The organism is Synechococcus sp. UW106 (assembly GCF_900474015.1).
Taxonomy (GTDB): Bacteria; Cyanobacteriota; Cyanobacteriia; order PCC-6307; family Cyanobiaceae; genus Parasynechococcus.
This window is the reverse complement of sequence record NZ_UCNV01000012.1, coordinates 96,470-117,497: the sequence shown is the minus strand read 5'-3', so window position 1 is coordinate 117,497 and position 21,028 is coordinate 96,470. Positions and strand designations below refer to the sequence as shown.

At 58.9% G+C, this 21,028-nt stretch carries 27 protein-coding genes; 9 read left to right on the top strand and 18 right to left on the bottom strand.

Annotation, left to right across the window (positions count from 1 at the left end; genetic code table 11):
* Positions 1-56 precede the first annotated feature (56 nt).
* From leuB to hisA, 12 genes are all read right to left on the bottom strand, one after another.
* Complete coding sequence (leuB, locus tag DXY30_RS12995; protein ID WP_115095317.1) at positions 57-1,130, bottom strand: 3-isopropylmalate dehydrogenase; 1,074 nt, start codon at positions 1,128-1,130, stop codon at positions 57-59.
* A 32-nt stretch (positions 1,131-1,162) separates the two neighbouring features.
* Positions 1,163-2,206, bottom strand: a complete 1,044-nt coding sequence (lpxD, locus tag DXY30_RS12990; RefSeq protein WP_115095316.1) for a UDP-3-O-(3-hydroxymyristoyl)glucosamine N-acyltransferase — start codon at positions 2,204-2,206, stop codon at positions 1,163-1,165.
* A gap of 35 nt (positions 2,207-2,241) precedes the next feature.
* Entirely contained in the window at positions 2,242-3,315 is a 1,074-nt protein-coding gene (gene proB / locus DXY30_RS12985; protein WP_115095315.1) for a glutamate 5-kinase, read from the bottom strand.
* Positions 3,312-3,833: a YqeG family HAD IIIA-type phosphatase gene (locus tag DXY30_RS12980; RefSeq protein WP_115095314.1), complete on the bottom strand. Its 522-nt coding sequence runs from the start codon at positions 3,831-3,833 to the stop codon at positions 3,312-3,314. The genes proB and DXY30_RS12980 overlap by 4 nt, the downstream gene beginning before the upstream one ends.
* Positions 3,821-4,375, bottom strand: coding sequence for a DUF3727 domain-containing protein (locus DXY30_RS12975; protein WP_115025245.1), 555 nt, complete (start codon positions 4,373-4,375; stop codon positions 3,821-3,823). The genes DXY30_RS12980 and DXY30_RS12975 overlap by 13 nt, the downstream gene beginning before the upstream one ends.
* Positions 4,376-4,395: 20 nt before the next feature.
* Positions 4,396-4,872: a Holliday junction resolvase RuvX gene (gene ruvX, locus DXY30_RS12970; protein ID WP_115095313.1), complete on the bottom strand. Its 477-nt coding sequence runs from the start codon at positions 4,870-4,872 to the stop codon at positions 4,396-4,398.
* Positions 4,872-5,903: a hypothetical protein gene (locus tag DXY30_RS12965; protein ID WP_115095312.1), complete on the bottom strand. Its 1,032-nt coding sequence runs from the start codon at positions 5,901-5,903 to the stop codon at positions 4,872-4,874. Before DXY30_RS12965 ends, ruvX begins: the two co-directional genes overlap by 1 nt.
* Before the next feature lie 38 nt (positions 5,904-5,941).
* Positions 5,942-7,102, bottom strand: a complete 1,161-nt coding sequence (locus tag DXY30_RS12960) for a F420-0:Gamma-glutamyl ligase (protein WP_115095311.1) — start codon at positions 7,100-7,102, stop codon at positions 5,942-5,944.
* Between the two features lie 64 nt (positions 7,103-7,166).
* Positions 7,167-7,733 carry a thylakoid membrane photosystem I accumulation factor gene (locus DXY30_RS12955; RefSeq protein ID WP_115025249.1) on the bottom strand — a complete coding sequence of 189 codons (567 nt, stop codon included), beginning with the start codon at positions 7,731-7,733 and terminating at the stop codon, positions 7,167-7,169.
* 15 nt (positions 7,734-7,748) lie between these two features.
* Positions 7,749-9,347, bottom strand: coding sequence for a DUF3685 domain-containing protein (locus DXY30_RS12950; RefSeq protein ID WP_115095310.1), 1,599 nt, complete (start codon positions 9,345-9,347; stop codon positions 7,749-7,751).
* Positions 9,348-9,414: 67 nt separating this feature from the next.
* On the bottom strand, positions 9,415-9,783 hold the full coding sequence (locus DXY30_RS12945) for a Fur family transcriptional regulator (RefSeq protein ID WP_226408286.1): 369 nt from the start codon (positions 9,781-9,783) through the stop codon (positions 9,415-9,417).
* Between the two features lie 128 nt (positions 9,784-9,911).
* Positions 9,912-10,679 carry a 1-(5-phosphoribosyl)-5-[(5-phosphoribosylamino)methylideneamino]imidazole-4-carboxamide isomerase gene (hisA, locus tag DXY30_RS12940; protein ID WP_115025385.1) on the bottom strand — a complete coding sequence of 256 codons (768 nt, stop codon included), beginning with the start codon at positions 10,677-10,679 and terminating at the stop codon, positions 9,912-9,914.
* A 71-nt stretch (positions 10,680-10,750) separates the two neighbouring features.
* On the opposite strand from hisA, the gene DXY30_RS12935 reads away from it, so the two are divergent.
* Entirely contained in the window at positions 10,751-11,671 is a 921-nt protein-coding gene (locus tag DXY30_RS12935) for an NAD-dependent epimerase/dehydratase family protein (RefSeq protein ID WP_115095358.1), read from the top strand.
* Here DXY30_RS12935 and DXY30_RS12930 read toward each other — a convergent pair.
* Positions 11,640-12,176 (bottom strand): CDP-alcohol phosphatidyltransferase family protein, encoded by a 537-nt coding sequence (locus tag DXY30_RS12930; RefSeq protein ID WP_115025251.1) that lies wholly within the window; start codon positions 12,174-12,176, stop codon positions 11,640-11,642. The genes DXY30_RS12935 and DXY30_RS12930 overlap by 32 nt on opposite strands.
* A 31-nt stretch (positions 12,177-12,207) precedes the next feature.
* Here DXY30_RS12930 and DXY30_RS12925 point away from each other — a divergent pair, with 31 nt between their 5' ends.
* Positions 12,208-12,681, top strand: a complete 474-nt coding sequence (locus tag DXY30_RS12925) for a CBS domain-containing protein (RefSeq protein WP_115095309.1) — start codon at positions 12,208-12,210, stop codon at positions 12,679-12,681.
* Position 12,682: 1 nt separating this feature from the next.
* On the opposite strand, the gene DXY30_RS12920 is transcribed toward DXY30_RS12925, so the two are convergent.
* Positions 12,683-13,846, bottom strand: coding sequence for a hypothetical protein (locus tag DXY30_RS12920; protein WP_115095308.1), 1,164 nt, complete (start codon positions 13,844-13,846; stop codon positions 12,683-12,685).
* Positions 13,847-13,931: 85 nt separating this feature from the next.
* Here DXY30_RS12920 and DXY30_RS12915 point away from each other — a divergent pair, with 85 nt between their 5' ends.
* Positions 13,932-14,393: a L,D-transpeptidase gene (locus DXY30_RS12915; protein ID WP_115095357.1), complete on the top strand. Its 462-nt coding sequence runs from the start codon at positions 13,932-13,934 to the stop codon at positions 14,391-14,393.
* Positions 14,394-14,418: 25 nt separating this feature from the next.
* Positions 14,419-14,688 carry a hypothetical protein gene (locus DXY30_RS12910; RefSeq protein ID WP_115025254.1) on the top strand — a complete coding sequence of 90 codons (270 nt, stop codon included), beginning with the start codon at positions 14,419-14,421 and terminating at the stop codon, positions 14,686-14,688.
* A 941-nt stretch (positions 14,689-15,629) separates the two neighbouring features.
* Here DXY30_RS12910 and DXY30_RS12905 read toward each other — a convergent pair.
* Positions 15,630-15,875, bottom strand: coding sequence for a hypothetical protein (locus DXY30_RS12905; protein WP_137006883.1), 246 nt, complete (start codon positions 15,873-15,875; stop codon positions 15,630-15,632).
* 306 nt (positions 15,876-16,181) lie between these two features.
* On the opposite strand from DXY30_RS12905, the gene DXY30_RS12900 reads away from it, so the two are divergent.
* On the top strand, positions 16,182-16,511 hold the full coding sequence (locus DXY30_RS12900; protein WP_115095306.1) for a hypothetical protein: 330 nt from the start codon (positions 16,182-16,184) through the stop codon (positions 16,509-16,511).
* A 674-nt stretch (positions 16,512-17,185) separates the two neighbouring features.
* Here the strand turns inward: DXY30_RS12900 and DXY30_RS12895 are convergent.
* The 3 genes from DXY30_RS12895 to DXY30_RS13725 all read right to left on the bottom strand — a co-directional run bounded on the left by DXY30_RS12895 (position 17,186) and on the right by DXY30_RS13725 (position 18,101).
* Positions 17,186-17,518, bottom strand: a complete 333-nt coding sequence (locus DXY30_RS12895; RefSeq protein ID WP_115095305.1) for a hypothetical protein — start codon at positions 17,516-17,518, stop codon at positions 17,186-17,188.
* Between the two features lie 128 nt (positions 17,519-17,646).
* Positions 17,647-17,781: a hypothetical protein gene (locus DXY30_RS14620; RefSeq protein WP_256359559.1), complete on the bottom strand. Its 135-nt coding sequence runs from the start codon at positions 17,779-17,781 to the stop codon at positions 17,647-17,649.
* A gap of 98 nt (positions 17,782-17,879) precedes the next feature.
* Complete coding sequence (locus DXY30_RS13725) at positions 17,880-18,101, bottom strand: hypothetical protein (RefSeq protein ID WP_137006881.1); 222 nt, start codon at positions 18,099-18,101, stop codon at positions 17,880-17,882.
* 1,004 nt (positions 18,102-19,105) lie between these two features.
* Here DXY30_RS13725 and DXY30_RS13720 point away from each other — a divergent pair.
* The 4 genes from DXY30_RS13720 (at position 19,106) to DXY30_RS14230 (ending at position 20,804) form a co-directional block, all read left to right on the top strand.
* Positions 19,106-19,363: a hypothetical protein gene (locus DXY30_RS13720; protein ID WP_137006879.1), complete on the top strand. Its 258-nt coding sequence runs from the start codon at positions 19,106-19,108 to the stop codon at positions 19,361-19,363.
* 65 nt (positions 19,364-19,428) lie between these two features.
* The gene (locus DXY30_RS12885) at positions 19,429-19,653 is read left to right on the top strand and encodes a hypothetical protein (RefSeq protein WP_115095303.1); all 225 of its coding nucleotides are present in this window, start codon (positions 19,429-19,431) and stop codon (positions 19,651-19,653) included.
* 389 nt (positions 19,654-20,042) lie between these two features.
* Entirely contained in the window at positions 20,043-20,237 is a 195-nt protein-coding gene (locus DXY30_RS13715) for a hypothetical protein (protein WP_136987770.1), read from the top strand.
* Between the two features lie 420 nt (positions 20,238-20,657).
* Positions 20,658-20,804 (top strand): hypothetical protein, encoded by a 147-nt coding sequence (locus tag DXY30_RS14230; RefSeq protein WP_170951264.1) that lies wholly within the window; start codon positions 20,658-20,660, stop codon positions 20,802-20,804.
* Positions 20,805-21,028 lie beyond the last annotated feature (224 nt).

Sequence of the window (21,028 nt, the reverse complement as noted above, 5' to 3'; positions counted from 1 at the left end):
GGACTAGAGGCCCGGCGATCTTGCCAGATCAGGGCCCAATTACACCAATCCGAAGTTCAAAGAGCTTTGAGCAATTCCTCACCCATTGCGCGACAACCCAGTTGTGTGCAGCCTTCTGCCATCAAATCACCGGTACGGAATCCGCCGGCCAGAACGGCATCAACAGCGGCTTCGAGATCATCGGCAGCAGCACTCTGCTTCAAACCAGTGCGCAGCATCATCGCCGCCGAGAGCACCATGGCCATCGGATTGGCCTTGTCCTGACCAGCGATATCCGGGGCCGAACCGTGCACAGGCTCAAACAGTCCAGGCCCTGCGCTGCCGAGGGAGGCCGAAGGCAGCATGCCGATCGAGCCGGTGAGCATCGCCGCCTCGTCGCTGAGAATGTCGCCGAAGAGGTTTCCCGTGAGCAGCACATCGAACTGACGGGGATCACGCACTAACTGCATCGCTGCGTTGTCCACGTAAATGTGGCTCACATCAACACTGGCGTAAGCGGGCGCCAGGGCATCCACACGATCACGCCAGAGCTGGCTCACGTCGAGAACGTTCGCCTTGTCCACCGAGCACAGCCGTCCACGCCGCTCCTGGGCGATCTCAAAGGCCACCTTTGCGATCCGATCCACTTCCGAGGCGGAATAGGTCATGGTGTTGAAGCCACGCTCTTCTCCCTCGGTCTCGATGCGTCCCTTGGGCTGACCGAAGTAAATCCCACCAGTGAGTTCACGCACCACCATCAGATCCACACCCTCAATCACCTCCCGCTTGAGGCTGCTGGCATCAATGAGGGCCGGAACAATTTTGACCGGGCGAAGATTGGCGAACAGCTCCATGCCGGATCGCAAACCGAGCAGACCGGTTTCCGGACGCTTTTCGCGGGGAAGACTGTCGAAACGAGGGCTGCCGATGGCTGCCAGCAAGACAGCATCCGCTGACCGGCAGGCGTCCAGGGTGCTGGCGGGAAGTGGCTCACCGGTGGCATCAATGGCGCTGCCGCCGATGGGCTGTTCCTCGAAGCTCAGGGCAAAGCCATGGCGCTCACTGACGACCTCCAGCAGCTGTCGGGCGACAGCGGTGATCTCCGGGCCGATCCCATCACCTGGCAGAAGAACAACGCGGTGCTGAGCCATGACGGTGCGGTGCGGCAGGTCGACCGCTGAGGTTACTGAGGGGAGTCGCGTTTGAGCTCGCGCAAGGTCTTCGCCATCTCCGGCAGCTTGCTGAAGGCGGCAGAGCAACGCAACCAGAGACGATTCGGAATCGCGGGGTAACCGCTCACCACCTCACCGGGGGCCACCTCACCGTGGATGCCGCTCTTGGAGCTGGCAATGGCACGGTCGCCCACCACGGCTCGATTGGCGACACCCACCTGGCCCGCCAGGATCACTCCCTGACCGATCCGGGCTCCTCCAGCAATTCCAACCTGGGAGGCGAAGGCACAGCCAGGTCCTGTCGTGACGCCGTGGCCGATCTGGACGAGGTTGTCGATCTTGGTGCCGGCACCAATCCGGGTCTCCCCCACCGATGGACGGTCGATGGTGCTTCCACAACCCACCTCAACGCCATCCTCAAGAACCACCTGACCGGTCTGCGGCATTTTTCGCCATCCCTTCGCCGTCGGCACGAAGCCGAAGCCCTCGGACCCGACAACGGCGTTGGAATTCACCACGCATCTCTTTCCGAGACGGCTCCCAGGGTGCAGCACCGCATTGGCGTGCAGCTCACAGCCATCACCCACCACCACATCGTCGTAGATCACAACCCCGGGATGAAGGATGCAATCGGAGCCGACACGACTCCCCTCGCCGATGCAGACCCGCGGCCCTACAGCACTACCTGGCCCCACCACCGCCCGTTCATCAATGACCGCCGAGGGATGAATCTCCGCCAACGGCCGGCGACGGGGATGCAACTGGTCGAGGGCTTCAGCAAAGGCCAGACGGGGGTCAGCGAAGACGGCAAAGGCAATGCCATGCTCCGAAGCAAGATCAATCAGGTCCTGTTGGTCGGGCAGCAAGAGAGCGCCCGCTCCACTGGCGCCAAGCGCAGCAGTTAAGGCGTTGCCCTTCTCCAGGAAGCTGAGTTGCGAGGACGAGGCCTGGTCGAGAGAAGCGGCACCCTCCAGCCATGGATCCAATCCGGGTTGGCTCCAGCGCAAGCCTGCATCACCGGTCTGCAGAACCTTGATCAGGGTGCTGAAACGCATGGCCGCCACGACAGTCGCGCGGATCGTAGACGTGGCTAACGACCGCGTAACACCAGAACATCGCGATGCACCACCACCGGGGAAGCCTCACCCGGAGATACGGCGTTCATGGCGGCCCGCAGCTGGTCGCTGTCCATCGAGCAAAGGCCACGGCCCACGTCCACACCATTGGGGTCAAGCAACTGAACAGGCTGATTGGCAGCGAAGTGGCCACGCACCGCCGTCACACCCACGAGCAGCAGGGACGCGCCACGGTTTTTCAGAGCGTCGCAAGCCCCCGCATCCAGCTGGATTTCACCCTCAGGCCGGAGCACGTGGGCCAGCCAACTGCGTCGATTGCCCAGGGGTTCGGGGTGGGGATGGAACACCGTTCCACCTCGTTCCCCCTGCAGCAAGGCCTCCAAGCGGGAAGGATTGCGGCCATCGGCGAGCTGCACCGTGATGCCACTGGCGGTGGCGATTCGGGCTGCCGCCAGCTTGGTCGTCATGCCCCCAGTGCCCCAGCGACCACCATCCCCAGCCCCCTGTTCCAATTGGTCCAAATCCCTGGGGTGGCGAACATCCGAGATCGGCTCGGCGTCGGCATCGACCCGGGGATCCGATGAGTACAGCCGATCAACATCCGTCAGCAAGATGAGTTGCTGCGCTTCAACGGCTGCGGCGACCAAGGCCGACAAGGTGTCGTTATCGCCGAAACGCAACTCCGCCGTCGACAAGGCATCGTTCTCGTTGATCACCGGCAGCACCCCCCAGCTCAGCAACTGCCTCAAGGTGCCCGAAGCATTCTGATAACGACGTCGATCGACCAGATCGGAGCGGGTCAGCAGCACCTGCGCCACCGAACAACCATGACGGGCCATGGCGCGTTCATAGAGAGCCATCAGCACGCCCTGGCCGATGGCCGCAGCAGCCTGCAGGGCCACAACTGTGTCCGGTCGGCTGGACTTGGCCAGCTTCTGGCATCCCAGCCCGACGGCACCACTGGTGACCAGCACCACTTGATCCCCACGGGCCATGGCCGCTGCGAAGCAACGGGCGTAGCCCTCAATGGTTGCAGCGGTCTCACCCCTCAGGAGGCTGGTGCCGATTTTCACGACCCACAGGGTCATGCTGAAGGCGCCCCCATCCAGCGCGCCAAGGCGCGTTCAAGCCGCTGTACACGATCATGGCGACAGGGCTTGCCGTCATCCCGAACGGGTCGGACCAACACCGTGTAGAGCCCCATGCGGTTGCCGCAGAGCACATCTGTAAACAGACGGTCACCGATCATTGCGATCGCGGTCGGTGGCACCGCGAGATCGCGAACAACGAAGCGCAGTGCTCCACGGCGTGGCTTTCCAGCCCCGGAGGTGAAGCTGACCCCCAGCTGATCGGCCACTGCGGCGATCCGATCGCGGGAGGGGTTGTTACTGAACAGGTGCAATTGCATGCGGCGGCCTGCATCGACCAACCAGTCGTGGACCGGGCCGGGCAGGGTCACATCACGACCGGGCAGAAGGGTGCGGTCAACGTCAATAACCGCGGCCCGCAGACCATGGGCAGTGAGGTGGGGCAGCGAGAGCTGGGCAATGGTGAGCCGTGGATCCCAATCAGGAGTCAACCAGTGCTGTCCCGTTAATCCGGCCATTCACGCTCCTCCAGTTCCGCCTCAATCAAAGGTTGAACACGGTCCAGCTCATCGTCGCTCAGCAGCACCGCCTGGCCGTCCACCATCCGCACCAGAACGAGGAACGGGTCGAGCGGAATGTAGAGGCCGTATTCCTCCGCTTCGACCATGAAGCTCACCAACAGCTCAAAGGTCTCGGCGTCCTCGTCAACGTCGTCGTCCTCTTCCAGCTCATCGAGATCATCTTGATCCGGCTCATCCAATTCACCACTCACCGTGAGGGTGATCGCCGATCGCACCAAGACAAGGTCGTGCTCCTGGAGCACCACATCAGCCACCGAAAGAATCGGCTCACTGCTGGCGACTTCCGTGATCGGCACCGGCTCAGCATCGTCATTGAGCCGAAACAGGGAAACCGGCGTGTCAACCGGTGACAGCAAGGCGTAGTCCTGCCCCTCGAGGGGAATCAGATGTTCCAGGAAACAAAGCAGGTCATGGCCCTCGCGATCGCGGACCAGCAGGGTGGGGTGATCGCTGCTCTTTCCGGGTCCCGACTCAGACATCGACGCGACTCTGACTGGGCTCAGGATCCACCATCGGCCGCCCCGGCGCCCGACCTTGAAGCACTCTGTTGGGCCGGTTTGAGCTCCGGACCCTCCGCCAGCCATTGCTCCAGCAGCAGGGCAGCGGCAGCACTGTCCAGACGTCCGCTGCGGTCCCCCGTCAGCCCGAATTGTTCCCCGGCCGCCCAGGTGCTGCTGTGCTCATTCACCCAAGCCAGGGGCAGGTCAAGGGCAGTGGCCAGTCGGAGGCCGTAGCGCCGACAGTGTTCCGCCTGGGCCGTGGGCTGGCCCGCAGCATCCAGGGGCAATCCGACCACGAGGCCCTGCACCGAACGTTCACGGCAGTGGGCACGCAGAACACTCAGATCGGCATCAAACCGACCTCGACGCAGGGCAGTGAGGGGCGTCACGCTGATGCCGAGAGCATCGCAACCGGCCAGACCGATGCGCCGCCGGCCCACATCCAGGCTGAGGATCGAACAGGGTCGCGGCCGCATCAACGCCGATCGCCAAGGCTTGGTGTGGGAAGGGGTGTGCCCTGGGGCCGCAGACGACCCAGCACCTGATCCAGCGATCGCGTCAGCTGCAGGTTGCGCTGGGGTGACTGACGACGCCACATGCTGCGTCCCAGCAACAGCTGCTCATCACCGCGGGTCCAACCCTCTGCCTCCAGAATCTTGCTGAGGGGTGCATCGTCAAAAGCCGTGAGCAGCCCACTGGGGCGGCCGCGTTGAAGGATTCCCTTCAAGACGCTGGGCAGGGCCTGATCCAGCCGTGGATCCCAGGCAATGTCCCGCATCAGCTCCACAAGACCGGCCTCTCCTGCATCGGGGAGTCGAATGCAGCCCGCCAGAACAGCGTCTCCGGCCATAAGCACGCCGCACCCTGGCCCATGCCGATCCAACAGATCTAGCCAATGACGGTCTGTGATCTGTCGGAGATGGCTGTAGCTGCCGCCCTGCTCAATGGGCCAAAGCAACTGGGCTGTGCGACGGTTGAGAGCGGCCCAGCGCAGACCAGCGGGAAACTGGTCGGTGCTCTTCAGTTCAGCATCTGTGCTCGGTGGATGCCAGCACTGGTAGGGGCGAAGCGGTTGAAAGCCGAGTTCCCGCAACAGAGCGATGGCCTCGGCATCCGTTGCAGGGCATCGGATCACCCAACTGCAGATCTGGGCCGTCCAGGAGTGCAGGGCCTGCTGAAGCAGGGCCTGCTGAACCATGCGATGACTGTGATCATCAACCGGGCCAAGCAGCTCCGGCAATTGGAGGATCCAGCAGCTGCCACGACGGTTGAACGGCCGGGCAACAACGCTGGCCACTGGTCGGTCACCATCGAGGGCCAGCAAGCAACGCGGCGAGCGACTGGGGAGCAGATCAGGGAAGCGCTGCTCCACTGAAGAGAGCCATTCACCGATCAAAAAGCCCTGAAAACGCGACAGCTGCTCAACCGGCGCATCTTGAACCCACCGCGCCAGATGGGCCGGATTAAGGGGCTCAATGCGAATTGAGGTTGTCTTGGGCTCTGTCACCGGACACCCTCCAACCCCAACTGATCACAATGTATCGCTCATTCCAGCCCTGGCCGCACCAACACCAGTGGGGTGCGCTCATTGGCATTGCCAGCGGGATTGGGACGCAGGGCCCTCCCCAGCAATCCCTCGTCACAACCGGGACTGGAGGCCAGAACCTTCACGCGGCCGAGATCGTTGACGTCCACGATGGCGACGTCAACACCGAGTTCGGCAGAGGCATCACGACAGAACTGCTCGGCACGGGATGGACCGAGAACAATGGTTTGGTCATAAGGGGGCGTGGTTCCTGTGATGTCATCAATCAAACGGGCCTGATCACCAGCAAGGCGATAGAACCCTCCGGAAATACCAACCAGCTTCATCAACAGCCCCCCCAGCAAGGCAGCAAGAACCCGGGTCGGCCCCACCAGATCGATCAACGCCTGCATCCCGCAAGCTGTCGCCAGGCTGCTGGTGGGGTGGAACACCCGGCAAGCCAGACGCGCGACCATTCCAGGCTCGACTTCACTGGGATGGCGGTAGCGCCCCTGGATCACCGCAACGGGGGTCTCACCGATGGTGAGGATGTCACCGGGCTGAATCAGGTCAGCGGCATAGGTGCGCAAGACCGCAATGGCATCATCCAGCGGACCGAGCAAGTGGGTTCGAAGCGGCAGTACACGGCACCCCTCTCCTTCTCTGAAGCGGGCTTGATCGGGCTGCAGTGGTTCAGGACGCCGAAGTGGAACCAGCACACCCTGACGGCGCTGCAACCGACCAAATGGTCCGTAATTCAGCCAGTGAGCATCAACCCAGAGGCTGTCGACCCGAGCGGTGGGAGAAGGACCGGTGATCTCGATCGAGACCTTGGCGCGTGTGCTCTTACGGCCCTTGACGATATAAGCCGGCCAGTAGCCATCTGCCCGGGTTTCCTCATCGGGATGGTCAGCAATGATCCGCGTTTTGACCTCCAGACAGGCGGGGTCTGACGAGCCCAGAAGCACGGGTTCGACCCGCAGTTCCGGCACAAAAACCTCCATGCGTGGATGGGGGTTGCTGATCTCCAGCACACCTTCAACGCGGAGACGGCCGCCCAGTTCGTCCACGCGCCAGTCCAGGGGAGTCATCCGCAACGGAGACGCTGGCCGGAGACGATGACGGAGCTCAAGCCAGGCCACAACAAGTCCAAGGCCAAGCGGAGCAAACAGCAGCGACACAGCGGATCCGGCTCAACGACCGGGACAACTGGGCGGCAGCGTAGGCGGCGTGGCTGTGGGCGTCTCAGTTCGCCGTGACTTCAATGTTCACTTCGTTGAAACTGCCTTCCTGATCAATCCGGCCCAAATCAGGAGCCGGAAGGCCGGTGGATGCGCTGATGGCTTTATTGATCACACCCAGAGGGACCTGGCCGTTCTGATCGAAGACAACCCGGCCATCCGTGCCAATCACAACCACTTGAGGAATGGCTCCGGACCAGTAGGTGGCGGGGTCACCCGCCCCCAGCGCTTCTCGTCCCTGAAGCGGGTCGGTGGGGAGAGGCAGCAAATCGATGTTGCGTCCCCAAAGCCGTTGCAGCTCCGACACCACCGGGGCGAAGCGTTTGCTGACGGCGCTGTCGTCGAGGTAATAAACGATCACAGCTGTCCGTCCCTCCGCGAGGGAGTCCTCCAGGGTGTTGGGAGGAGGAACCAAAGAGCCGTTGCCGGCATAAAGGGCATAGATGTTGCCGTCGTAGCTGTCGCTGTTCAACACAGCGGACGCTGGGGCGACATGGAGCAGCAGCGCGATCGACACGGTGATCAGACAGCGCACCAAAGCAAGCATCAAGCCGAAGCAGCGGATCGCCATTGTGGACCCGGAGCCCTAACTGCGGCCGAGGCTGCGACCCATTCCCTGGGCAATGCCACGCCCAACAAGTCCGATGGCCCGGCCCAGCACCTGGGTTAGAAGGATCACGGCAAGATCGCCAATTCGACGCACCACGGCCTGCACCTGCGGTGCGAGGGCATCCCTGGCCTCCAACAGCAACGCCACCTGTCGCTGCCACCAACCGAGCTGATTCAACTCGTTGTCACGGGGTTCGGTCAGCAGAAGAGGTTCGATGCGACCAGCCCGAAGCTGAAACAAGGTGCGCTGACTCTCATAGAGCTGGATCGGGCGCTCGACCCAGTCGGCCCAACGCAGCTGGGTGTTCAAGCGATTTCTGAGGCGATCCAGTTCTCGTGTCGCCAGGAGGGGATCGCGCAGGAGATAACGACGCAGCTCAGGCCAGTCACCACAAGCATCGAGGAGTTCTGCCCCAATCAGTTCAGCCGTTCTGACCAGCCAATTGCTAACCAGCGTTTCGAGCTGCAGGAATGCCCTGGGGTCATCCGCCGGCAGCAGCAACCCGTTCACCAGCATCGGTTGATCTGCCACCAGAGGAGCCAGCATCCCCATTGGATCCGGCATCTCTCCATCCTCCCCGGTGAGATCAGCACGGCTCAGCAGTGACGCCACGACCGGTTGCAGCTCCCCATTGCAGGGGATCTGGACATAGCTGCCTGCCAGGGCGGTTAGCGCTTGCTGGCGTAACTCCGGCTGCAGGGCATCCCAGGCCTGCGCCACCGCCTTACCGTCCTGGCGGGTGCGCAGACGCTGCAAAACCTGATCGAGCTGTTGCAGCAAGGCCAGCAGCAACTCCCGGCGCCGCTCCGGGTGCAATCCCTCAATCGCTAGAAGACGACCGGTGGAATTGGTCAGTCCAGCCTGAACCGAGCCATCAATGCGGTCGCGGATGGCATCCCAGACAGCAACGGCATTGCGTTCTCTGAGACTGATCGCCGTGGTCGTCGGTGATCCAGGGGGAGATGACGCAGTTGAGGTCAGGGGTTCTGCATCCTCGAGACCGAGCTGGAGTGGCCCCCAGAGCCAGAGCAGAAGCCCTTTGGCGAACTGAAGTTCGCGACGACGACCCATCAGCAGCGCGAAGAGCAACGCCTGCTGCGGGGGCGGATTCAGCATGGCTTCCACCAACTCGAGCTCGCGGCTCACCTGCTGCAACCCACTCACCAACAGCCACTGCCCAAGGCCCATGGTCTGGTCTTGGCGCCTCCCCTCCGAAGGGGCCTCAAGACGAATATCCCGTCCCCCCTGCAGCAGGATTTCAATCGAGTTCTGCAGGGTCTGAGAATCGGCATTTTGAAGCAAGCCGGCCGCTGGCAGACCCAGCAGCTGCTCCCGCGACAACCGGATCTCGCTCGGCAACAGCAGCAGAACCGGGGCGGGTTGCCAGCGCTCCTGCAATGCGAACAGCTCCTGTTGAATCGCCGCCAACGAGGCCACGCGGTCGATCGACCAAATCACCAAGGCCGGAGACCCCTTCAGTCGCTCTGGGCGAAGAACAACCTCCCAATCGTCATGGGCGGACGTGAGTTTTAGCGCCAGCGACTCTCCGAGCAGATCCGGAGCGAGCAGCAACATCCGCACCGGTGAAGGAGAGGCCAAGCGCTGAACCCAAGCAGTTGGGCTCAAGGTAACGAGCTTCTGCTCAATCCTCCAGTGCGCGCCTGCCGTTCAATTGCAGCGTGTACGACTCAATATGAAAGCCGGTGCGCTGTTCGATCTGACGTAACAAATCCGGCGGAAGAACGACATCGATATCTTCGATCGAACCGCTGTCCAAACAGGTGAGATGGCTGTGGGGATCGCTCCTGTAGCCGTACAAGCGACCACTCGCACGATCCAGACACTCGATCACTCCCGCCGACTGGAGAGCTTCGAGGTTCTGATACACCGAAGTATGGCCGATGCTGCGGCCCCTCAGATTCAGTTGTTCAAAAATATCTCGAGCACTGAGGTGGCTTTTTTCACTCCAGAGCAGGTCCAGCACCATGCGTCTTTGGCGGCTGAGACGCATTCCCAGCCGTCGGCATTGCTCAAACACCTGCTGCAAGCTGCCCGGAGGGGACAGCGTGCTGGTCTGAGTGGCGGCTGCTCTTACCACAAAAGGTGCCTGCTCCATCAACCATAAGGCCCAAGACCAGCTCAGGCGATGTCTGCAGCCACTGCGGTGACGTCCTGAAGCCTGGCAGCACCGATCGCAGCGATGGCCTCGCCTAGGGCGACACGGCCGTCATACAAAGCCCGCCCAACGATTACCCCGGAAACACCGAGGGGCTCGAGCGGCAAGAGCGCCAGGAGGTCAGCCATGCAACCGATGCCACCCGAAGCGATCACAGGAACAGCACTGCATTGCGCCATGGTTCTCAAGGCATCCAGGTTGGGGCCGGCGAGGGTTCCATCGGTGGCGATGTCGGTGGTGATGATCGCAGCAATGCCGGCAGCACTGAACTGTTGGGCCAGATCGGTGGCCAGAACATCGCTCTGCTCGATCCATCCCCGGGTCGCCACCCGGCCGTCGTTGGCATCGATGCCCACCACGATGCGGCCGGGATGGCGTTGGGCCAACTCCTGGACCAACTCCGGCTGTTCGATGGCCACCGTACCGAGGATCACCCGGTCCAGGCCACAGGCGATCAACTCTTCGGCGCGTTCGAGTGAGCGCACGCCACCACCGAGCTGAACAGGAATGTCGAGGGCGGCGGTGATGGCCCGCACCGCTGCGTCATTGATCGGCTCACCCCGTTTGGCTCCATCGAGATCCACCAGGTGCAGCCGTGTCGCCCCCTGGCTCTGCCAGCTGAGGGCCTGAGCGACGGGATCCTCACTGAAGCGCGTCACTTGGTCGTAATCCCCTTGGTGAAGCCGGACGCAGGCTCCATCGAGCAAATCAATGGCGGGGATGATCTCCATCGGGGTCGGACCAGAGACCCACCATCCTGCAGCGCCACGCTTCAATGGCTGCGCTTTTCGGGCCCAAGTGCATGAAGATCCTGGTGATGGGGGGAACCCGCTTCGTGGGCAGGCCCCTGGTGGCCCGCCTGCAGGCCCAGGGTCATGAACTCACCCTGTTCACCCGCGGCAAGAACCCTGTCCCCACCGGGGTGGAACACCTCCGTGGCGACCGCAGCAGCGATGAAGGACTGAGCGCGCTTCAGGGCCGCAGCTTCGATGTGATCGTCGACAGTTCCGGCCGTAAGCAAGAAGACAGCAGCCGGGTTGTGGACATCACCGGGGCCCCAGGCCATCGCTTCGTTTACGTGAGTTCGGCCGGGGTCTATGCCGACTCCGATCAGTGGCCCTTGGATGAGTCCAGCCCCACCGACCCGCAGAGCCGTCATGCCGGCAAGGCCGACACCGAAGCCTGGCTGCGGCGTGAAGGCATTGCCTTCACCAGCTTCCGGCCGACCTACATCTACGGCCCTGGCAACTACAACCCCGTCGAACGCTGGTTCTTCGACCGCATCGTTCACAACCGACCGATTCCGCTCCCCGGCGACGGCAGCACCATCACCCAACTGGGCCATGTAGAGGATCTGGCTGAAGCGATGGCCCGTTGCATCGAGGTGGATGCTGCAGCCAACCGCATCTACAACTGTTCCGGTAAACAGGGCATCACCTTCCGGGGCCTGATTCGCTCAGCAGCGGTGGCTTGCGGTCGTGATCCCGACGGCCTCGACCTGCGCAGTTTCAATCCCAGCGAGCTCGACCCGAAGGCCCGAAAGGCCTTCCCTCTACGGCTCAATCACTTCCTCACCGACATCACTCGGGTCGAACGCGAACTGGCCTGGCAACCAAGCTTTGACCTGGCCAAGGGCCTGGCCGACAGCTACACCAATGACTACGCCTTGAACCCCACCGCTGAGCCGGACTTCAGTTCTGACGTGGCGCTGATCGGGGAGTGATGTAAGCGAGAGCTGAACTCAGAGCCAGGGCGAGGGATGGCCAGAACAGCCACCAGCCCAGGCTCGGCAGCCAGGGAGAACCGATCCAGCCGGAGGGCCAGAGCATCAACAGCAAGCTGACGAACTGAAGAATCGTCTTGGCTTTTCCCGACAACGATGCAGGCGCCCCATCACTGGCCTGGGCTCGCCATCCCGAGATCAACAATTCACGGGCAAGCAGCAACCAGACGGCCCAGAGAGGGAGCACAGCGGACGACGCCAACCAGAGCAACGGAGCCGCGATCAGCACTTTGTCGGTCAGGGGGTCCAGACGCGCTCCCCAGCTGCTTCCACCCCCAGCGCGGCGCGCGAGCCAGCCATCGGCCGCATCACTGAGACCCGCCAGCAGCAGCAACCACCAGGCCCAGCCCTGCCAGCCCAGCTGCAACGCGATAACGAGAGGTAGACCGGCAACCGCTCGCGCCACGGTGAGTCCGTTGGCGATCGAACGCAAAGGCAGAGACAACGCTCAGAATGCGGATAGCTCAACTCCGATCATGGTCCTGCAGCTCACGGTGGCTGATGTGATGACGCAGCCCGTTCTGACTGTCACGCCCGAGACCCCATTGCAGCAGGCCGTCCAAATGATCAGTGACCACCACGTCAGCGGCTTGCCGGTGGTGGATACGGAAGGGCGTCTGATCGGCGAACTGACAGAGCAGGATCTAATGGTTCGGGAGAGTGGCGTTGATGCCGGCCCTTACGTCATGCTGCTGGACAGCGTGATCTACCTGCGCAATCCCCTGAATTGGGACAAGCAAGTGCACCAAGTCCTCGGCACGAGCGTGAGCGATCTCATGCGCAAGGACTCCCATAGCTGTGGGACCGACCTAGCGCTCCCAAAGGCTGCATCCCAGCTCCATGAACGGGGAACGCAACGCCTGTTCGTCCTAGATGGGAACCAACGTCCCGTCGGAGTGATCACCCGAGGCGATGTGGTGCGTGCCCTCGCCTCCCATAACGCGGGCTGAATCAGAGGGCCGGCCGAATCCCGATCGCAATGGGTTGAATCGAACGGAAACTGACGAAGTCACCCACCTTGAGCTGGGCGAGCGGATCGCCATTGAGCCCATTGCGAACATCAAGGTTGTGGACCCCTCCGAAAGGCCCCCTCAGGCTGAGTTCATGGTCTTGTTCGGAGATTTTCACAACTTCAGCGGTGCCGGTGGCCATCGCCACCCGGGCGCCTTGGCGCACCTCACCGAAATCCTCAGACAAGATCACGTCTTGGCGTGTGAAGGTGAGGGTATTCACTGAGCTTTTGCGCAGATCCACCACCAGCCCGTCGAGGATGTCGATGATGACCTCATCACCGTTGCTGAGACCGGCTGTTTTGAGCTCACCACCCATGGTGATCAATAGGTTGTGCCCGTAGGGGCTCTGCACTTCCATCACCTGCTGGCCAGGCTTGAACTGCAACAGCGTTCCCTTCACCTGCGAGAGCTCAAATGCCTCCAGCAGCTCGGCCTTCAAGCTGGTGGTGCGAGCAGGAACGGCACTCAACAAGGGTTGTTTCTGTGACGACCCTGCCTTTTGAGCGGGTGAAGAGACCCGATCAATGCCCACGGCCACGGGCTGAATCAAGCGAAAATCGACCAGATCGCCTGCCTTAAGCGCAGGGAAGAGATCACTGCCACTGGGCACCACAACATCCAGGTTGTGGATGCCGCCGAGCGGTCCCATCAGGCTCAGGCTGCGGTCGGTCGCCGACACCTTCAACACCCTTGCTGTACCTGAAGCCAGGGCCACCCGCATGCCTTTCTTCAAGGGACCCATGTCCATTGGCATGTAGATGTCTTCGCGATTGAAGCTCAGCGTTGTTTCTTTGCTGCGATCTAGATCAACCACCAGGCCGTCCAACACGGAAACATCCACGCGATCTCCCTTGCGAAGGCGAAGCGGCGCCATGTCAATTCCGACCGTGACGATTTCCTTATGACCTTCTGGATCGATCACCTCGATCACCTTCTGCTTCGGCAGCACGGCATTGACCACACCACGCAGATGGGTGACTTCAAAACCGGCCAGCTGCTCTGCCGTGAAGCCAGCCCTGGAGGGCATGTTGAACGCGAGGGCAGACACAACAGCAGCGGCCCCAGCGGCCAAGACACGGCTGATTGAGGAGCAGCGGGTCATCGTTCAGACACGGGCAAAGCGACGAGATGACGCTAGCCCCTTTCGAATAGGTCAAAATGCCTGCGGTCGCCTGTTGCGCAAACCGATGCAGCTTCGTTCACTCCTCCTGACGGCGGCGTTGGGCCTTGGCGCGATGGCCGTGGTTCCGGCGCAAGCCGAAACCTCCATCCAGATCAGCCTCAAAGACCGATATCTCACCCTCCTTGATGACGGCGAGGTGATTGGCAAGTACCCCGTGGCGATCGGCGCACCGGAATCACCGACTCCAGCGGGAAGCTATTCGGTCACCAAAATGGACCCGCAGCCCGTCTATCACAAGAAAGGCAAGGTCATTGCTCCCGGTCCGAAGAACCCCGTGGGAGTGCGCTACGTGGCTTACGTGCAGATCGGGACAGGCGAATACGCCATCCACGGCACTGCATGGCCCAACTGGGTGAAATTAAGAGCCGCAGTCAGCCTTGGCTGCATCCGCATGCTGAACACCGACGTGATTCAGGTGTACAACCGCATCAAGGTGGGCACACCTGTAGTCGTCACCAGCAACTGATCTCCTTTATTCCCTTTCAAGTTCGATGCTGCGCTTCCTACTGATTGCTTGTGTGGTTGCGGTTGTTCCCCTTCATGGGCATGCCAACCCGACGGAGGAAACCAAAGAAAATGACTTCCTTGACCTTGTTGATGGCGACGGAAACGTGCTGATCCAGGCCCGAGGCGTTGCTGCTGTCAACGCCGAAGCAAGGGCCCAAGGCCTTTCGTTTCCGGCCCTTGGATATTGGTCACCAGAGGGTCACTGTTTTGTGAAACCCGCCCCTGGAGATTGCAACGGCGTGTTCAAGCGCTGATCGGTTTTGATTATCGAAGAGGCGAAACAAAGGGCATAGCATTGACCGCGAAATAGCATTGACCCGGCGATGCAGTCAGGAATGAATCTGGTCTATATGCGCTCCAGGAATACCTTCTCAAAGACTATTTAAAAGCGAAAGCAAGCCCCCGAAAACTGGCGACGTCAAAACAACAAAAAACCTTCATTCCAGACGGGTAACGAGCGAAGGAAATACCCCTCTGGCGACACATCGGACTGATGCAATACTTGTCTCTAGGAGCAAAGAAGACCAGGAAATTTTCAAATGCAAGCTCAACACTCATCCAAAAAAGATAAACAAGAAAGAGCTATGTGAATTTGCCATCGCCGACAGTCAAATCAGCTGAGACAAGGATTTTTCCAGGAAGCTTTATGCCTCGATCTGATTAAAGGCTTATCCCCAAATACCAACCAAACAGCAGCTCGGTCACAACTGACTCCTCAAGGTCTTGGATGCCGCCACATAGCCAACACTTAAAGCTGTAAAGATCCTTGGAGCGTAGTGCTGCGACAAGTTCTCCCAGCAGGAGCTGGGCAATGCAGGGAGTCTTGAGGCATGGATCAGACGTGACCACAGAAGTGGTCACACATCACTCGGCCCAGCGCAGTAACAGGCTTTGTTGTGCCATGCCACTCAATCCTGGTTGAGCACTCTGGATCAACCTCGGCAGGCCGACCAAAGAAAAAGGCCGAGGCACCACCCCCGACCCTCCAGCGCACGGTCTCTGCACCGCACAATTTGAAGTCTGTAGCGCACTACTACAAAAGCAACCAGGCTTTACCTCTCTTTAGGTACTCATCCCATCTGCTCTGATGCGGCTTAGACAACAGATGAGTTGAATGACTGATTCAGCCTGAGAAGCAGGACTCACGACGGCCTTCAAGGGGGCGAGCGAAACGCCCCCTTTCTTACTGAGACGTTCAGTCCGTCTCGACAATCACTGCTGAAGCAGCACCCTCGCCTGCCATCTCTTTCAGAGAGTCAGCCGCGCAGAGGGAAGACAATGCGATGACGACCAATGCAGCACTGTTGATCACCTTGAGCACAACTGGCAGATGGAGGTTGACCATCTCGCGGACGCTTGTCATGGAAAAGTTCACAGCGAACATATTGATGATGCACCCTTTGTCAACCCAATAAGGGCTACAGCGGGCGTCGCAGGTCATGGCTTGAACGTGACTGCCTGAAGTGTTCCGCTCTGGATTTGTTAACGGAACATTCCCGCTTCAAAGGCCGCTCAATTAACCGCCCTTGCAGTATCTGACCCTCTCTGGAGACAGCGGTGGATCCCATCCATTTCTTGGAATCAATACGCAGATCGCCGATGGAATGGTCTGCATCAGCAAGCAGAACGCGATGACCAACAGCGCATAGCCTGTGCCGGGAGCATGGATGTTGGCTTGGAACCAGGGTTTATTTGCCATGTCGCCAGTGTGACTTGAAGCCGCTTCACGAGCGCAGCCCATCTCCTGTTGCCGCTAGCCGTGCTGCAGCGTTTTCTGCCAGATGGCTTTGCTCAGAGCTTCATGTCGGATCTAATCGAGGATCGCAACAACGACCGCTGCCTTCCCCTTGTGCACCTCGTAGCGACCTCAGCATCACCCCCTCCGAGCGCTGCCAGCTTGATCGCCCACTTCAATGCCCGCCCTCGCTTCGTCAGCGAAGGCTTTGCGCCGGAAGACCGTATTAACCGTACGCATAAATACTTACGCAACCTGCTAGACCTGAGTCACGTCATGAGAGGCGGTAGCCCCGGCATCGAACACCGGGGCTTTTTTCTGCGCAAAAGCCACGGTGCATAGGGCAAAGCCTTGAACATGAGTGCGGGGCGTAGGGATACCGCCCCACCTTCTTCAACCCACCGGCCAGTGCATCCACTCAGCCGCTTCGGGAATCTCGTGTGCAGCTCGTCGATCCCTGCAGCTCTTCCCAAGCATTAGGTCATGGAGGAAGGCGGCAGGGAACGACATCGAAGCGCTCGCATCTCCTGCCACCAGACTCAAGTGGGTTGCCCCTAAACCAGAGCCAGCACTTCTGAGGCCAGGCTGACTGGCACCAAAGGGGCGCAATGGAGAGCGGTTGAAATTCGCAAGGTCATTGGGTGCAGCTCAACAGCTGACCAAACGGCGGCTGCCTCGCCTTGATCCAAAATTCAGGGTCGGTATAAAACGCTCGGTGCAGACAAAAAAACCACCCCAGATGTGGAGTGGTTCTCAAAGCCGTAGCAATCCCCATCACCCGGCTATCTGCACCAAATCTTGATGCGTTGGATGAATAGTACTCATAGATGCCCTAGATGTGGTGCTCTACAAAGTCACTTAATGCTGTGGTGTAGTTGCATAACGATTGTCTTCCCAAAGAGTGCGACCCTGCATGTAGCGGCTATTGGGGGTATTCTGAATGCCCCCATCACCCGGCCCGCTCCAGCAGCGGGCTTTTTTGTGGTCAGGCCACTACATGTGGTGGTGGTTCTCGGTTAACGCGGATCGCCGTTGTAAACGACCTCCAAGACAGAAGCTCCGTCATCAGAGATAAGGATTTCAGTTTCAACCGTTGGTGGCTCACCTGCCTCTTGCCAGCCTGGAGCGCCACCATCAAAGACGAACAAGAAGCCGTCGCTGGCATTCTTCAAGCAGTCGCCCCCTCCCTTGCCTGTGGCGTACATACATTTCGCTGCTCTGTAGTTGCTTAGTCCACCATTAATGGATTCAGCGCGAATCCTGGCGGTGTTGATTGCACTTACGTTTTCCTTCGAAACTTTTTGGGCAAGAGCGGGAGCCACAATTAATGCACTCACCAGAAGTCCCATTGACAGGCTGACGACTCTTTTCAAAGTAAATCAATTAAAACCGCCACCACTGCCTAGCAACAACTGCAAGGCCACACAGGGTCGAGATTTGAATTCGTTCTTTTAGAACCAAGAAGGGGATCGTCCTTTCAGACTGCGAACGCTTCCTCTCCAGCACCATCGGCTGCTTGTTCAGCACCAAACTCCCCTCGCAGAACACCTTCTGCCTTTCGCATCATCTTGTGGCAAGTCTCTTTATCAGCAGCGGCATAGGCAGCATCCATACATTTCACGTACTGCTCCTCAGGGGTCACAAGCCGTTTGCCATTGGACGGAGTATCGGCCTGATTCCCCGGACTCGCTGTAGTTGGAATTACTCATCTCAAGCTGGGCAGTGGTCAGCTGCATCAAACAAAACACCGCCACCGCCATTGTTATTCCAATAGATCCCGCCAGCTTCTGCTTTGGGGGGAGTGGAGATAGCGACACCGAGAGCAACAAAGGCACCAGCCACACCGGCCAGAAAAGGCAGTGTGAAATTTTTTATGTGGTTCTTATTGGCTTTTTTGATAGGTTTTCCCCTGTATTCACACCATTGCCGCATCAATAGGGAATGACTTCCCCCATCTGAGGGATTGATTCATTTGGACTGCTCCCCTATCCCAGGGATGTCATCTCTCGAAGCTCTGGAAACACTGGTGGTAGGTCACCAGAGGGACATGATTCAACTACCCAACCAAGAACTAAAGCCAGAACGACACGAACTTGTGAAGCTGATGTGTGCTCCTTTCAGACAACACCCCGATTATCAGAAGACCAAGATTGACTTTCATCAGTTTGTGAATCGGATGGAAAATCGGAACGTTTTGAACTGTCTTGCCGCCATGAGAGGGAGCCAGTCACCTGCCCCATGCTGGTCAAGCCAGTGAGATTGGCTGATGTACTGGTGAACGATCCAACCAAGACTGAAGTCACCGCGGTGGGGATTCAATCTTTTGGGCTGCAGAGGCAGGTTGTATACGGTTATCAACGCGCAACGGCGAGAACAAAACGAGGTTGCCCGCCACCAAGCCAGCAGTGACAACCACAGCAACGAGGACCTCTAAACCTTCTGACGTCTTGGCTTGCATACCTTAAGCATGCCTCCTTGTTTTGCAGAGGGCGAAGCAATGTCTGCTTTTCAACTTGCCGAAGGGAACGGGGTCCGTTGATACGTCATCTGCAAATCGAGGAGGGTTACGACGGAGATGTAGCAGCCTCCTAACGCGTGGCGTTGACCACACAGTTCCATGACGACACAGGCGATGTCCCGCCCATCAAGTTCGAGACCGGGCACCAGGGGAGAGAGGCAGAACACCTGACTCGTTTTATTTGGGACAGAATTGTGCGCCTCCTTGTGATGGGCAAAGAGTTGGAAGCCAACTCCCTTTTGGAGGAGTTTGACGAGCCACCTCTATGGGACGACCCACTCAACTGAGCCATGGGAACTCCACTAACACAGTGGCTCCAGTTGGTTGCCTGGGTGCTGCTCGCAACAACATTGATTTGCTTGAGCGCAACAGGGGTCTTCTGAAATGAGAAGCTGGATCCATATTTGCTAGCAGTAACTTGCCGTCACTGTGGTTCGGCCTGCAGGCGGCTATCCACCTCACAGTTGAATGCAGTTCTTGCGACATTTGTGCAGTCAATATTTTTCAAAAGATGTCAACTGAAATCCGCAACTGGGCCGTCGTTGCTGCAGCAATGGAAGCCCGAGGTGCAACCAACAGCGACATGTATCGTCGTGCCAAAGCTCTTGCTGCGGGCGAATCCGATCCAATGCCAACAAGCTATCCGGCGGCACCTTTTAGCATTTCTGCAGCCTGATTAGTCGTTAACACCCAAGCGGCCCTGGCTTCAATCCAGGGCTGTATCTAGCCTCACTTTTTCTGATGACCAACCACCATCTATCAGTTGAACAAAGGTTCCATCTAGAAGCCGCATTCAGGGAGATTGACAGTTGTAAGGACATTGAAAAGCTTCGTGCCCTCACGAAGCAGATCATTACCGCCCAGGAGAATGAGAAGGCCTTTGCCCGCGAGGCAATGCAACAAATCCGGAAAGAGATGGAGACCGCCGCTCAAAAGCGATTCGGCTTCGTCTGGGGGCAGCATTGAGCGTTTGGATTGGCTCGATCAAGTGAGTGTGTATCGCCAGCTTCCGTGGTGGACTTTGTAGAAAAAATAGACCAAGCCTTAGTTCTCAAACACCTGTCGGCGCATTACATAGCTCTTCTGACGAAGGCATCATCGTGGGCTCCCGATTGTGAAATGACGATGACCCCAAAGCAATGCCAACGCCATGCCGTGGAGAGGGTTCAGAGTTTGTTGGTATGCGTCAAGCGATGACAAGCTGGCCGAGGATCCTGCAACAACAAGACCTCAGCCCCTCAAGTGTTCAATGAGATACCAAAGTTAGGTATCACCACGAACCTACTTAAACAAGTATGTAAACAATCGATTTGAGAAGAAATAGATCCTTAATCTCCATCGTCCAAGCGATTCGAATGAATCCAGCTAAATACCTGCCGCCCAGGGGCTCGATCATGATTGTCAATCAGAAGCCGAAGAGGAGGTGGCAAACCGCTATCAAAGCAAGAGAGCAACAGCTCATTCGATTAGCAGAAGAAGCACTTGCCTCAAGACAGGAGAGGAAAGTGGTGAATTTCTTGGGCTACGAGGATGTCGATGTGGCCGCTTGAGACCATCGATATGTCAGCCCACAGAATCAAAGCGGAAGCGAGTCGAGCATCCTGCTCGCCTGCGTTCGTTCCCGTCAGGTGCATCAATCGCCGCAAGCTCTAAATTTCGACGTCTTGCGCTGGCAAGAGCAGGCATCAACCTCGCGGAGACGTGACTTTCTTGGGTTATTGGGTTAACCCCCGGGTATTGAGTAAAGGCATTGCATTGGCCTATGGAGCGCATGCAAAGGGTCTGTCCCCTCTAAAACCAACCTTGCTGTTCAAAACTCAGCCCTATGAACGGCGAGCTTTCCCGGGCAACGACATGGCGCAGAATCAAAACCCTGCCAGATCGGGCTGCAACGTTCATCAGTATTTCCACTCAAAAGTGTCGCGACCGATACAAATTGGCCTACGCTGCCCTCAAATGGAAGATCTTCATTGAACGAATCCCAATTCAACTTGGCCGCTGAAGAGAAGAACCGTCAGCTAGCCATGGGAATTTCGTTCAGCACAGCAGCCATCGGGGTCTTCATCCTCCTGGCCTACCGCGTTGGAACGTGCTGCTCCTGGTTTACCGCGGCCTAGAAGCCAAAGACGGGTGGAAAGACCAGACATCGCGAACGATGTAGCTCTCCGATCAGGTATGTAAACCCAGTGAAGCGCAGGAGAAACCAGACTCGATACGAACGTTCTGTTTCTTGGTTGCCACCAAAAAAATAAGAAGAAAGCACATCAACAACCACCCGTCAGCGACCAGAAAGAGCGCACTGGCTGACGACCCTTTGGCAATGAGCTGTTGAACCGATTTC